The sequence below is a fragment of the Streptomyces sp. NWU339 genome (assembly GCF_003143855.1).
Classification (GTDB): domain Bacteria; phylum Actinomycetota; class Actinomycetes; order Streptomycetales; family Streptomycetaceae; genus Streptomyces.
Genome location: NZ_QFRK01000009.1, coordinates 204,220 through 216,861, shown reverse-complemented (window position 1 = coordinate 216,861; position 12,642 = coordinate 204,220). Strand labels below are relative to the sequence as shown.

The window sequence follows — 12,642 nt, the reverse complement described above, 5'->3', positions numbered from 1 at the left end:
GTTCCCGCATGACGACGGACACAGGGCGCTTCGCGGGATACGGCATTCTGATCACGGGCGCGGCCCGTGGCATCGGGGCGGCGACCGCCCTGCGGTTCGCACAGGAGGGGGCGCGTGTCCTGGTCGCCGACGTGGACGGCGCCGAGGCCGGGCGCACCGCGTCGGCGCTGTGCGAGCGAGGCCTGGCGGCCGAGGGCGTCACCTGCGACGTGGCGGAGCGCGAGTCGGTCGAGGCAGCCGTCGCGCATGCGGTGGACGCCTTCGGCTCGCTCGACGTCCTGGTCAACAACGCCGCCCACTGCACACCGGACGCCCCTCTCTTCGAGGACGAGCCGGACGAGGTCTGGGCCCGCGACCTCGACATCACCCTCACCGGCGCGTACCGCTGCTGCCGTGCCGCGCTCCCGCATCTCGCCGCCTCCGGCCGGGGCGCCGTCGTCACCATCGGTTCCGTCAACGGCGTCCAGGACTTCGGCAACCACGGTTACAGTGCGGCCAAGGCGGGTCTGGCGTCCCTCACCCGTACCCTCGCCGGTCACGCCGGGCCCCGGGGCGTCCGGGTCAACCTCGTCGCTCCGGGCACGGTGCGCACCAGGGCGTGGGCGGGCCGGGACGAGTCCCTCGCGGCGGTGCGCGGGCTCTACCCACTGGGCCGGGTGGGCGAACCGGAGGACATCGCGGCCGCCGTGGCCTTCCTCGCCTCCCGCGACGCGTCGTGGATCACCGGCACCACCCTGGTGGTCGACGGCGGTGTCACGGCGGTCAACTCGGGATTCCGTCAGGCGCTGGCGGGGCCGGAGAGCTGAGCCGGGCACCCGGTGCGGCGGGGCCCGGCTCACGGGCCGAAGGTCCGGGAGGTCAGAGGGGCGGGGCGTCGCCGAAGTCCGGGATCTCCAGCCTGGCGCCGCCCTGCAGTGCGGACTGGTGGGCGATGATGCCGGGCAGCGTGTAGCGGGCGGCGACCCAGGCGTTCACCGGCGGCAGGGTGCGGGTGTTCACCGCGGTCACGAAGTCGTCCGCGAGGAAGTGGTGGCTGCCCTCGTGGCCGTTGGCCAGGTGGTCGAACGCGCGCGGGAGCCGGGCGCGGTCGTGCACCGCCGCCGAACCGGAGGTGAAGGCGGCGCGCAGTTCCGGCGCGATGTGCTCGAGGGAGGGATCGTCGGGGGACAGCGCCGGCTTGGGCTCCAGCAGCCCGGTGATGTCCTGGACCCCGCTCTTGTCCTGCCACAGCGCGACCGTGGCGAGCTGCTCCATGCTCGCCTCCGTGCCGAAGAACCGGAACCGCGATTCCCTGATGTGCGAGGGATAGCCGACCCGCCGGAACTCGTTGGTGCGGAACGCGCCGCCGCCCGCCACCTCGAACAGGGCGGTGGCGTTGGAGAAGTCGTTGTCGAACTGGCTGATCTCCCTCTCGAAGACGCCGTCCCCGCGGTCGTCCCTGACCCCGATCGCGCAGACCCCGACCGCGTGCGTCCGCCAGGCCCCCAGCACCCCGCCCACCGCGTGCGTCGGGTACAGCATCGGGGGATAGCTGGCGGTGGCCTTCCAGTTGTCGCCGCCGCTGTACCGGTACGCCTCGTAGAAGCCCAGGTCCATGTCGTGGACGTAGTCGCCCTCGGCGTAGAACAGCCGCCCGAAGGCACCGGCGGCGATCCGGTCGCGGGCGTGGACCGTGGCCGGGTGGTACTGGCTGGTCTCGCCCATCATGTACGTCAGCCCGGTCGTCTCGACCGCGTCGATGATCGCCGCGATCTCCTCCGTACGGATCGCCATGGGGACCGCGGAGTACACGTGCTTGCCCGCGTTCAGGCCCTGGAGCACCAGGGGCCCGTGGGTCCAGCGCTGGGTGAAGATCGCGACCGCGTCGATCCGCGGGGACTCCAGCATGGCCTCGTACGACGGGAAGGTGCCGGCGAGGCCCTGCGCGGTGACGAGCCGCTGGGCCCGTTCGGGCAGCAGGTCGGTGACGTGGATGTCGCCGACGCCGGGGTGCGCCTGGAACAGGGCGGCGAACCGGCCCGAGAACTGGCCGGCGCCGACGATACCGAGCGAGAACGTCATGGCGAGCGTGCCCTTCACTGGGAGTGAATGAGGTCGATCCGCGACGCGTGAGTGGTGATCGAGACCGCGGTGCCGTGCGGAGTGCCGGAGAACACGATGCCGTAACGGCCCTCTTCTTGTGGGCACTTGTCCGACGCCGACCCGTTCACGCAAGTCGCCGGAAGAAGTGGGGCGGGGTGGGCCGCGAAGGGCGGGCGGCTGTCCGGGATGTGAACTCCCCCAGGTTGCACGGCAGATGGACGTGATCAGCAACACTGTCCGTCATGTCCGATGTGCCGGGCCTGCTCGTCGTTACTCACGCGGCTTTCACATCCGGGGGTCGTATGCTTCACAGCATGTCCACCACTCTTGAACCCTCCTCCGAGCGATCGGCTGCCGAGGTCAACGAGGAGATTCGGGCCCTGTGGCTCCGGTCGGGCGGGACACTGAGCGGCGAGCAGCGCGCGGAGTACCAGCGGCTCGTCCAGGAGTGGGCCTCGGCCCTTCCGCGGCGGGCCGAGGCGGCCTGAGCGCCGCACGGGCCCGCTGCTCCTCGCCCACGCTCCTTCCCCCGGACGGGCCCTAGCCCCACGTCGCCGAGTAGTAGCGCCGGTACGCCTTGCGGTCCTGTTCCGTGCGGATCCAGCGGGTTGCCACCAGCGCCGCCAGACTGCCCCCGATGACCAGCGTGCCGGGGCCGACCGCACGCGGGTCGGCCAGGCGGGACAGCACGGTCGAGGCGGCGCCCTCCGTCGCCGACGAGCCCGGTGACGCGGCGTCCGGCGCCACCGCGCCCTGCGTCGCCGGCGGAGCCACCGTGTCCGAGTCGTCGCCGGCCTTCGGGGCCACGATGAGATCCACCTTGAGCTGTGACAACGCCTTCGTGACCGGCTGGAAGAACGTCGTACCGCCCGCCTGCCGACAGTCGCCGCTGCCGCCCGAGGTCACACCGAGCGCGATGCCCTCGGAGAACATCGGGCCGCCGCTGTCACCGGGCTCGGCGCACACATTGGTCTCGATGAGCCCGCTGACCGTGCCCTCCGGGTAGTTCACCGTCGCGTTGAGCGCGGTCACCTCCCCGTCGCGCAGCCCGCTGGTGCTGCCGCTGCGGAAGATCCGCTGGCCGACCTCGGGATCTCCCACCCCCGTGATCCGTACGCCCCGTCCGTCACCGATCGCCACCACGCCCGCGCCCTCGCCCGCCCGGCCGCCGTCGTACTCGATCAGGGAGTAGTCGTCGCCGGGGAAGCTGCCGCCGACCGTGGTCCCGACCTTCTGTCTGCCCTGGTCGTCGGCGAACCAGACGGAACCGTCGGGTCCGCAGTGTCCCGCCGTGAGGATGAAGTCACGTTTGCCGTCGGTCACGTTGAAGCCCGCGGAACAGCGCCCGGCGGTCGACAGGATGGGCACCGCCCCGTTGAGCCGGGTGGTGAAGGTGCCCCCGGTGCGCTCCATGCGGACGAATCCGCCCACCCCCTCCGCGACCCGGGTCAGCTCGGACCAGTCGTCCGCGGACACCGTGCTGTCGCCGCGGACCACCACCTCGTTGGACCGGTAGTCCATGGACCAGGCCGTTCCGGGTACGCGCGGTGCCGAACGCAGAGTCCGCGTGGCCGACTTCAGGTCGCGCATGCTGTGGCGCACCATCTTGGGGTCGGCGCCGGCCTTCCGTACCTCGGCCGCCGCCTTCTCGTCGGTGACCGCGACGACCGTCCGCCCCTCGGCGTCGAGCCAGCTGCCCGCGGTGCGGGAGGCGCCGAGCCGGGAGACGAGTTCGGAGCCGGGGCCGGTGGCCTCCTCGGCGGCGTAGGGAACCGTGTCCGGCTCCGGTGGCTCACTCGCGACGGCACGGGTCACCATCGTTCCTCCGAGGAGGAGTCCGCCGACGGCTGCCAGCCGTGTCACTCGCCGGACGACCCGTCGTCGTGCGTGCCTCATGCATGACTCCCGAACCAGAACAGCGCGGTGCGAACACCGCGGGGCCTCCCCTGAGTCGAGCGCCCTCTCTCCATACGCGCGCGGGCCCCGCCGTGTTCACCGCCGAGGTGATCCGAAAATATGCGGCCGCGTCGGCCGGGCGTATGCCGCCGGACAGGCCCTGGGCGGGCGGGAGGGCGTGGGCAGGTTCTAGACTGCCGGGTATGGGCGACACGTCGTGGGAGCGGCTCGGAGCGGGAAAGTACCTGTTGGTCACCAGCTACCGGCGCAACGGAACGCCGGTGGCCACCCCGGTATGGGTGGTGCGGGACGGGGAGGCGCTCGGGGTCTGGACCGTCGCCGACTCCTGGAAGGTGAAGCGCGTCCGCGCCCGCGCCGACGTCCTGGTCGGCCCCTGCGACATACGGGGCAACCCGACCGGCGACCAGCTCCCGGCCACCGCGGAGATCTGCGATCGGGCCACCACCGCCCGCTATCGCGAGCTGATCGCCCGCAAGTACGGTCTGACGGGGCGGCTGACGCTGCTCGGCAGCCGCCTGCGCCGGGGCCGGGACGGCACCGTCGGAATCCGCATCACCCCGACTGCCTGAGCGGTTCCGAACGGTGCCCGGTGGGGCGTCAGGTCCAGGCCCGGTAGGGCTCGTCGACCAACTGGAAGACCGGTTCGCCCCGTACGGGGTCCTTGGCCGTGGACAGCCGTACCCGGTCGCCGCCGTGGATGCCGATGGGCGGGCCCATGACCCGGCCGCGCACGACGAAGCCCTCGGCCATCTCGATCAGGGACACGTTCCGGGCCGCCGGCGTGTTGCGGTGCACCACCGTGGAGTGGCGGACCATTCCGACGCCCGTGCTGCGCTCCGTGCGCAGGTCGCTGCCCTGGCAGACGGGGCAGAGCAGCCGTTGGTACACGGCGGTGCCGCACCAGGTGCACCGCTGGAAGGTCATGGCCTCGATGGAGGCGGAGGTACCGCTCTGGGGTTCGAGCAGATCCGTCGCGGAGCCGGCTGCCTGCTGAGCCACGTTTCCTGAGTGGTGATACACGCTGGTCAACTCCCTGCACTCGGCCGGAAATCCCGCGTGCGCGGTCGCCCGGCACGCTCGTGCCGGTCTGTCGCAGCACCGCGCACGGCCACAGCGTATGGCACTCAGTGCCACCCGTAAAGGCACTCGGTACCACAATCTCTGCATGTGGACGTGCCCTGTGTGCCCCGGCGCCGTACCGAGGAGCGGGTGCCGTTCATATGATCAGGGCGCCGTCGTCCCCGAGGAGCCCCGCATGGCACCCGCGCGTCCCCACCTTCGATCCCGCCCCCGTCTCCTGTACGTCACCGACCTGGCCTACCCGGCCCGTGGGCGCCGCTACGGGGACGAGGACGTCTTCCTCACCTCCCGGCTGCGCGAGGACTTCGACCTGGCGCTGTGTCACCCGCGGGACGCCGTCGCGCTGCTGGACGGCTTCGACGCCGTCGTGGTCCGCAACAGCGGTCCCGTGCTGTCGTACCAGGACGCCTACCGGGCCTTCCGCGAACGGGCCACGGCGACCGGCACGCCGGTCTACAACCCGCTCACCGGCCGGGGCGACATGGCCGGCAAGCGGTACCTGCTCGAACTGAGCGCCGCAGGCCGCCCGGTGATCCCCACCGTCGACCGGACGGAGGACCTCGACCGGCTGCCCGCGGCGGACCGGTACGTGGTCAAACCCCGGCTCGGCGCCGACTCCATGGGGCTGCGCATCGTCGGCCGGGACGCCGTGGGCGACCTGGTCGACGGCAGTGTCCTGGTGCAGCCGCACATCGACTTCGCCTACGAGGTCTCCTTCTACTTCGTCGACCACGACTTCCAGTACGCCCTGTACGCCCCGCGCACCGACCGGCGCTGGCAGTTGGAGCCGTACCGGGCCGGCCCCGGCGACCTGGAGTTCGCCCGGCGGTTCGTCGAATGGAACGCCCTCGACCACGGCATCCAGCGGGTCGACGCATGCCGCGCCCCGGACGGTGAACTGCTGCTGGTCGAGCTGGAGGACCTCAACCCGTACCTGTCCCTCGACGCCCTGGACGAGGCGTCCCGGGAGGCGTTCGTGTCCGCCGTGACGGCCTCCCTGCACCGCTTTCTGCGCGCCGCGGGCTGAACCTCCGCCGCTTGCCTCCCGTATCCCTCCCCGTGGGCGGCTCCGCCCTCGTGCGGAACGGAAGGAGAGCGGCATGCCGACGCAGTCCGGCCCAGGGCAGTCGCACGACGGCCCGCCCCTGGAACCCGTCCGCGTCCTGCGCCTCCGCCGCACGGACGCGCTCGCGGAGATGTTCCGGGAGTTCGAACGGGAGAAACGGGAGAGGCTGGGTGACGGGGGAGACTACGAGTCCGTCACCCTGCCCCGGCCGCCGGCCGGTGCGGAGGACGAGACACAGGAACTCCCGCCGGTCGCCCCCGAGCCGACCGGTCGACCGCCGGCACCCGCGTCCGGCCCGGTGCGCGGCCCTGCACGGAGCCCCGGCCCCGGGCCGGCGGCGCGGCGTGCCGCTGTGGCCGCGGCGGCGGTGCTCGGGTTCGGCGGCGCTGTCCTGTTTCTCGGCGTTCTCGGCGTTCTAGGTGTTCTCGGTGTTCTGGACCCTCTGGGCCACGACGCCGGCGACCGTGCCGCTTCCGGCGCCCGCCCCTCCGCGAGCCCTCCGGTGAGCGCGCCCGCCACGCCGCCCGAACCGGCCCCGACGGGACCCGGATTCCTCAGCGAGGGCGATGTCGGGCCCGAGGTGACCGAACTCCAGGAACGGCTCCTGCGCATCCCGGACGTCTACCGCGACGGTGCCACCAGCGGCCGCTACGACGCCACCCTGACGGCGGCCGTCGCCCGTTTCCAGCTCTGGTACGGCATCCAGGGCGACGAGACCGGCGTCTACGGAGACGACACCCGCCTCGCGCTGGAGTCCCGCACGGGGTGACGCAGGACGCCGGCCCCGCACGTTCCGTCGTGGTCAGCGGCCCGATTCCAGCAGGGCCCGGGTGACCGCGCGCACGCTGCGCGCGATGTGCTGCAACTGCATGACCTCGGCCGCGTACAGCTTGATCGTGTGCTCGATGACCCCCTCGTGCAGGCCCAGCCGGGGCAGGTCGGCCCGTGCGGTCTGCAGGGCGGTGCGTGCCACCCGGATCTCGTGCTCGACCTGGATCTGGGCGTGCCGGGCCAGCAGGACGGGGTGCCGGATGAACGCGGGATAGCTCGCGTAGCGTGCCGGCACCAGCTCGCGCAGCCACTTGGCCGCCGAGCGTTCCCAGTCGTAGCTGCCGGGTGTCTTGACCTGGCAGGGCCAGTCCGGACTGCTGAGGCGCGTGGACGTCACGGTCATGATCATCGCTTCCGGGTGTGCGGCGTCGTAGGGGTGCACGACGGGGCGGGGCGGCCCCGGGCCAGGGGAAGGCCGGGGCCGCCACGGGGCGGCCGGGCAGGGGCTGCCCGGCCGGACCCCCTGGCCGTCGGAGCGGGTAGGGCCCGGCGACCACGGGCGTTCGGGGCGCGGATCGCGGTCCGGAGTGGACGCGTCGCGACCCGGGAGCAGTATTTATATATGCCATCTGCTTTGCAAGGCGTATGAAAACATTCATGCGTGCTTCGAAGGGAAGGCGCGCTTGTCGGCCGCGTCCGTCCGTGGCCCGCGGTGAGGGGTCGGTGACCGGCCGCCGCTCAGTCCCTGAGGAAGAACTGGTGCTGGTCGGCGACCTGTTCGTACTCCTCGAGCCGGGCCTGGGTCCGCTCCGGGTCCGCGTCCGTCATGGCCTGGAGCAGCGCCGCGCACACCACGCCCGGAGCGGCGTAGGAGTCGAACACCAGGCGCGACCCGGTGCCGGTGGCGAAGGTGACGTCGGCTTCGTCGGCGAGGGGACCCAGCGCCAGATCGGTGATCAGCGCGACCTTCAGCCCGGCGTCCCGGGCGACCCGCATCGCCGTCAGGGTCTCCTGGGCGTGCCGGGGCATGGAGAACGCCAGCACCCAGGTGCCGCCTGCCTCCCGTGACTGCAGGAGCGCGTCGTAGGCGACGCTGCCGCCCCGGGTCACCACCCGGACGTCCGGGTGGATACGGCGGGCGGCGTAGGCGAAGTACTCGGCCAGCGAGACGGAGATGCGCAGCCCGAGCACGGTCAGGGGAGTGGACGCCGACAGCGTGCGGCCGATCTCGATGACCCGGTCGGCGTCGGCGAGGTCCCGCCGCAGGTTCTCCAGGTTCTCGATCTCGACGTCCACCGCCGCCTGCAACTCGTTGCCCCGGTACTCCTCCGCCGGTCCGCCGGGGAGCGTGCCGAGGGCGATCGCCTGGAGCTTCTCCCGCAGCGCGGGGTACCCGCTGAACCCGACGACCGACGCGAACCGGGTCACCGAGGGCTGGCTCACCCCGACCCGCTCGGCGAGGTCCGTGATCGACAGGAACGCCGCCTCGGTGATGTGCTCGATCAGGTACTGGGCGATGCGCCGCTGCCCCGGGGACAGCCGGGGCCGGTCGAACAGCGTGCGGAGTTGGGACGTCGGGGACACCTCCGTGTTCCGGCCCGCCTTCCCCGAGGTGATCGCGGATGCCTGGGCGCGTGCCTGCTGCGGCGATGGCACCGGGGCGCCTCCTTCGTCTCCCACGAATGTTCAATTTAGCTCACGCACGGTGGCGACCAGGCTTGAGCGATACCGAGCGATACCGAGCGGTACCGAGCGATGCCGAGGGCTGCCGGGTGGCCGATGTGCGCACGGGCCCGCGTCACCGCCGGTAGAGGGTGATGGAGTGGCCGACGTCGTCGACCGGGCGGCTGCTGTCGATCAACTCGGCCAACCTGCCGGTCGCCTTGGCCGCCGCCGAGTCCGACACGGCCAGCACCCCGTGCACCCGGCCCGGTGGCACCCGCAGCGGATCGGCGGCGCGGATGCCGTAGTAAGACGGCACCCCGCTGCCCTTGTACACCAGCCAGATCCGCTCGCCCCGGTACCGCTCGCGCAGCCGGTCGGCGAGCCGGCCGAGGTCCTGGCCCCAGTCCACATTGGAGTCGTGCAGCCGCAGCCGGGTCTTCGCCGGGCCGCCGAAGGCCTCGTTGGAGTACGGCAGACAGTACGGATACGCCCGCAGCGAGCCGGCCGCGACGAACGCCACCAGCACCGCGGTGACCACCGGCGCCCACCGCCACCGCAGGACGAGCACGCACCCCGCCGCCACCGCGAGGAACATCGGCAGGAACAGGGCGTACCGCGTGCCGAAGTCCCGGCTGCCGTACATGGCGGCGGTCAGCAGCACCGCCGGGGCCGCCGTCAGGTAAGGCGCCGCGGGCCGCAACCCCCGCACCGCCACCACCACGACAGTTCCGGCGGTCCACAGCGCGAGCGCGCCGAGCGGCGTTTTCACCAGCAGCGCGGCCGGCAGGTAGTACCAGAGGGAGCCGGTGTAGAGCCGGCCGAACAGAAAGCCCTCCCAGGGGCGGTTCTCGAGGGCGAACTGGATGCGCATGCCGTCCCGGTAGGGCTCGGGGAACGGCATCAACTCCACGGCCAGACCCCGCAGTCCGTGCACCACGGGCACCTGCTGCGGAGCCCAGCGCAGTCGCGGATCGACGGCCAGATACGTGGCCCAGACGACGGCGACCGCGACCAGCCCGACGACGGACGCCCCGGCGAGCGCCCGCAACAGCCTGCGCCCCGGCGTGCCCCCGGACGCGCACCGGACCGACACCGCGGCGAGTGCGAGCAGCACCGGGATCACGGGCAGCGTGCTCATCTTCGTCGCCAGCGCCGCCCCCGCCGCCGCACCGGCGAGCGGCAGGTGGAGCCGGGGCCGCAGCCGGGCCCGCCACAGCAGCCACACCGAGGTCAGGACGAACCCGGCGGCCGGTACGTCGAGCGTCGCCAGCGAACCGTGGGCGATCACGTCGGGGGAGAGGCAGTACAGCGCGAGCGCGACCACAGCGCCCGCGTCACCGGTGAGTTCGCGGGCGAAGGCGAACACCACGAGCCCGAACAGCAGCGTCAGCGCGATCACCGGAAGGCGGGCCCACAGCATCAGCCGCCAGGGATCGTTGCCCGACTCGTACAGCAGATGCCGCCCCAACTCGCCCTGGCTGCCGCGGAAGCCGGGATCGAGGTGCGGATCCGCGACCGCGACCCCGGCGGCGACCACCAGCTTCCCGAGCGGTGGATGCTCGGGGTTGTACCGCAGGCTGTGCTCCTCCAGATACACGGCGGCGGTGCCCACGTACACCGGCTCGTCGATCGTCGGAGTCTGCCGCACGGCGGCGGTCACCATCACGACGGCCATCTGCCCGAGCAGCACCATCGCCACGGCCACCAGCCACCGCCGCCCCGGGCCGGCCGGGCGGACCACGGCCGCCACCGCGGGCACGGAGCCCCGCTCACCCCCGCCGGGCAACGCCCGCTGCTGCCCGCGCCCCACCGGAAGACGGCTCATACCGCCCCACTCTCGCACCGCCGCACCCCGGCCGGGTGCCGAGCGGCCGGTGAGGCGCGCCGCTCCTTCGGGCAGCCCCGGGGCGCGCCCGACGAGTGTCAGTCAGTGCGCCCCACGAGGGCCGGCGCGTGAGCGGCGAGGTCCGCCAGCGGGGCGCCGCTCAGCCGGCACACCGTCCAGTTGTTCAGGAACTTCGCCCCGAGTGACCGGTAGAAGCCGATCGCCGGCTCGTTCCAGTCCAGCACCACCCACTCGAAGCGCTCGAAACCGTTCTCCCGGCAGATCGCCGCGAGGGCGGCCAGCAGTGCCTTGCCGTGCCCGGCGCCCCGGGTGTGCGGGCGTACGAAGAGGTCCTCCAGATGCATCCCCCGGGTGCCGGTCCAGGTGGAGAAACGCGGGAACCACAGGGCGAAGCCCACGATCCGGCCATCGGCGTCGTCCTCGGCGATCAGGACGGACGCGGCGGGGTGCGCGCCGAACAGCGCCTCGCGCAGCTGCTCCTCGGTGGTGCGGGACTGCTCGGCGGCCTTCTCGTAGGCGGCGAGTTCGTGGATCATCGCACGGATCTCGGGGACGTCGTGCTCGGTGGCGGTTCGAATCATGGGCCGGAGCATGAACCACCGGGCCGTTCCGTGTCCATCGGGAGTGGCTCGGTGGGCGGCCCGAGCCGGTCAGGGCGGCAGCGCACTCATGCCGCGGTGCCCACGCGCGGCACCGCGGCCGCCGGCACCACGAGGTCGGCGCGGCGCCGGGTCAGGGCGACGAGTTCGGCGTTGGGCTGGTCCGAGCGAAGGGTCCAGGCCACCGCCTCGTCGTGGCGCTTGCCGAACTCCTCGTGGCGGGCCACCAGCCGGCGCAGCCGCTCCTCCTCGTCCAGCTCGCAGAACCACACCTCGTCGAGCTGCGGCCGGACCCGGGCCCAGGCGCCGGTGTCCAGCAGCAGGTAGTTCCCCTCCGTGACCACCAGCCGGGCCGTCGGCGGCACCGGCACGGCCCCCGCGATCGGCTGCTCCAGCACCCGTTCGAAGCCGGGCGCGTACACGACGTCGTCGTGCGTCTCCTCGCGCAGGCGTCGCAGCAGCTCCGCGTACCCGGCGGCGTCGAAGGTGTCCGGGGCGCCCTTGCGGTCCCGGCGGCCGAGCCGGTCCAGTTCGGCGTCGGCGAGGTGGAAGCCGTCCATGGGGACGTGCGCGACCCACGGCTCCCCGGCGCCGTTCAACTCCCGCACCAAGTGCCCGGCGAGCGTGGACTTGCCGGAGCCCGGGCTGCCGGCGATGCCGAGCACCGCGCGCCGGCCGGCCCCGGTGAGGGCGCGGGCACGGCTGAGGAGATCGTCGAAGGTCGGTGTCACACGGACGAGTGTGTCACCCGCGCTCCCCGTGTTCGCCGCCGAGCGGGGAAGGTGTCCGGTATGACGGATCTGGGTCTGCCCGAGAACATCCTGGCCTGCCTCTTCGATCTCGACGGCGTCATCACCAGGACGGCCGTCGTCCACGCGGCGGCCTGGAAGGAGATGTTCGACGCCTTCCTGCGCGAGCGGGGCGGCGCCGGCTTCCGGCCCTTCGACGCAGGCGCCGGTGACTACGCCAGGCACGTCGACGGCCGTCCGCGTGCCGACGGCGTACGCACCTTCCTCGCCTCCCGCGCCATCGAACTGCCCGAGGGGGAACCCGGGGACCCGCCCGACGCCCCGACCGTGCACGGGCTCGGCAACCGCAAGAACGAGCTGCTCCTCGAGCGGATCCGCACCGGCGGTGTCGACGCCTACGACGGCACCCTGCGTTACATCGAGGCGGCCCGCGCCCGCCGGCTGCGCACCGCTGTCGTCTCCGCCAGCGCCAACTGCCTCGACGTGCTGCGCGCCATCGGTGCCGAGCACCTCTTCGACGTCCGCGTCGACGGCGTGGTCGCCGCCGAACGCGGCCTCCCGGGCAAGCCGCGCCCCGACACCTTCCTCGCCGCGGCCCGGGACCTCGGCGTGCCTCCCGGCCGGGCCGCCGTGTTCGAGGACGCGCTGGCCGGCATGGACGCGGGCCGCGCCGGTCACTTCGGTTACGTGGTCGGCGTGGACCGCGTCGGACGGCCGGACGCGCTGTACGCCCACGGCGCCGACCGGGTCGTGACGGACCTCGAGGAGCTCCTCGGGGAACCGGGGGAACGGCGGCCCTCATGGACGGTATGAGGCGAACGGCCGTACTCCGCTCCATCTGCCTGTACCTTGCGGGGTAATTTGTCA

Annotated in this window: 14 protein-coding genes; 6 read left to right on the top strand and 8 right to left on the bottom strand. The window is 72.7% G+C overall.

What is annotated here, in order from left to right; genetic code table 11:
- Window positions 1-8 precede the first annotated feature (8 nt).
- Complete coding sequence (locus DIZ27_RS13620; protein ID WP_109378639.1) at window positions 9-806, top strand: SDR family NAD(P)-dependent oxidoreductase; 798 nt, start codon at window positions 9-11, stop codon at window positions 804-806.
- Window positions 807-858: 52 nt separating this feature from the next.
- On the opposite strand, the gene DIZ27_RS13615 is transcribed toward DIZ27_RS13620, so the two are convergent.
- Window positions 859-2,061 (bottom strand): Gfo/Idh/MocA family protein, encoded by a 1,203-nt coding sequence (locus tag DIZ27_RS13615; protein WP_109378757.1) that lies wholly within the window; start codon window positions 2,059-2,061, stop codon window positions 859-861.
- Window positions 2,062-2,384: 323 nt separating this feature from the next.
- On the opposite strand from DIZ27_RS13615, the gene DIZ27_RS13610 reads away from it, so the two are divergent.
- Entirely contained in the window at window positions 2,385-2,570 is a 186-nt protein-coding gene (locus DIZ27_RS13610; protein WP_109378756.1) for a hypothetical protein, read from the top strand.
- Between the two features lie 52 nt (window positions 2,571-2,622).
- On the opposite strand, the gene DIZ27_RS13605 is transcribed toward DIZ27_RS13610, so the two are convergent.
- Window positions 2,623-3,978, bottom strand: coding sequence for a S1 family peptidase (locus DIZ27_RS13605; protein ID WP_109378638.1), 1,356 nt, complete (start codon window positions 3,976-3,978; stop codon window positions 2,623-2,625).
- Window positions 3,979-4,181: 203 nt separating this feature from the next.
- On the opposite strand from DIZ27_RS13605, the gene DIZ27_RS13600 reads away from it, so the two are divergent.
- Window positions 4,182-4,568, top strand: coding sequence for a PPOX class F420-dependent oxidoreductase (locus DIZ27_RS13600; protein WP_109378637.1), 387 nt, complete (start codon window positions 4,182-4,184; stop codon window positions 4,566-4,568).
- Window positions 4,569-4,596: 28 nt separating this feature from the next.
- On the opposite strand, the gene DIZ27_RS13595 is transcribed toward DIZ27_RS13600, so the two are convergent.
- Window positions 4,597-5,019, bottom strand: a complete 423-nt coding sequence (locus tag DIZ27_RS13595) for a Zn-ribbon domain-containing OB-fold protein (RefSeq protein ID WP_109378636.1) — start codon at window positions 5,017-5,019, stop codon at window positions 4,597-4,599.
- Between the two features lie 235 nt (window positions 5,020-5,254).
- On the opposite strand from DIZ27_RS13595, the gene DIZ27_RS13590 reads away from it, so the two are divergent.
- The gene (locus DIZ27_RS13590; protein ID WP_109378635.1) at window positions 5,255-6,106 is read left to right on the top strand and encodes a hypothetical protein; all 852 of its coding nucleotides are present in this window, start codon (window positions 5,255-5,257) and stop codon (window positions 6,104-6,106) included.
- 73 nt (window positions 6,107-6,179) lie between these two features.
- Window positions 6,180-6,914: a peptidoglycan-binding protein gene (locus DIZ27_RS13585; RefSeq protein ID WP_109378634.1), complete on the top strand. Its 735-nt coding sequence runs from the start codon at window positions 6,180-6,182 to the stop codon at window positions 6,912-6,914.
- A 33-nt stretch (window positions 6,915-6,947) separates the two neighbouring features.
- On the opposite strand, the gene DIZ27_RS13580 is transcribed toward DIZ27_RS13585, so the two are convergent.
- From DIZ27_RS13580 to DIZ27_RS13560, 5 genes are all read right to left on the bottom strand, one after another.
- A complete protein-coding gene (locus tag DIZ27_RS13580; protein ID WP_181383512.1) occupies window positions 6,948-7,325 on the bottom strand; it encodes a hypothetical protein in 378 nt (125 codons plus the stop codon).
- A gap of 329 nt (window positions 7,326-7,654) precedes the next feature.
- The gene (locus DIZ27_RS13575) at window positions 7,655-8,572 is read right to left on the bottom strand and encodes a MurR/RpiR family transcriptional regulator (RefSeq protein WP_181383511.1); all 918 of its coding nucleotides are present in this window, start codon (window positions 8,570-8,572) and stop codon (window positions 7,655-7,657) included.
- A 142-nt stretch (window positions 8,573-8,714) separates the two neighbouring features.
- Window positions 8,715-10,274 (bottom strand): phospholipid carrier-dependent glycosyltransferase, encoded by a 1,560-nt coding sequence (locus DIZ27_RS13570; RefSeq protein WP_258308362.1) that lies wholly within the window; start codon window positions 10,272-10,274, stop codon window positions 8,715-8,717.
- Between the two features lie 230 nt (window positions 10,275-10,504).
- The gene (locus DIZ27_RS13565) at window positions 10,505-11,008 is read right to left on the bottom strand and encodes a GNAT family N-acetyltransferase (protein WP_109378631.1); all 504 of its coding nucleotides are present in this window, start codon (window positions 11,006-11,008) and stop codon (window positions 10,505-10,507) included.
- Between the two features lie 86 nt (window positions 11,009-11,094).
- Window positions 11,095-11,757 carry a nucleoside/nucleotide kinase family protein gene (locus tag DIZ27_RS13560; RefSeq protein WP_109378630.1) on the bottom strand — a complete coding sequence of 221 codons (663 nt, stop codon included), beginning with the start codon at window positions 11,755-11,757 and terminating at the stop codon, window positions 11,095-11,097.
- Window positions 11,758-11,817: 60 nt separating this feature from the next.
- Between DIZ27_RS13560 and DIZ27_RS13555 the strand changes: the two genes are divergently transcribed.
- Window positions 11,818-12,588 (top strand): beta-phosphoglucomutase family hydrolase, encoded by a 771-nt coding sequence (locus DIZ27_RS13555; RefSeq protein WP_109378629.1) that lies wholly within the window; start codon window positions 11,818-11,820, stop codon window positions 12,586-12,588.
- Window positions 12,589-12,642 lie beyond the last annotated feature (54 nt).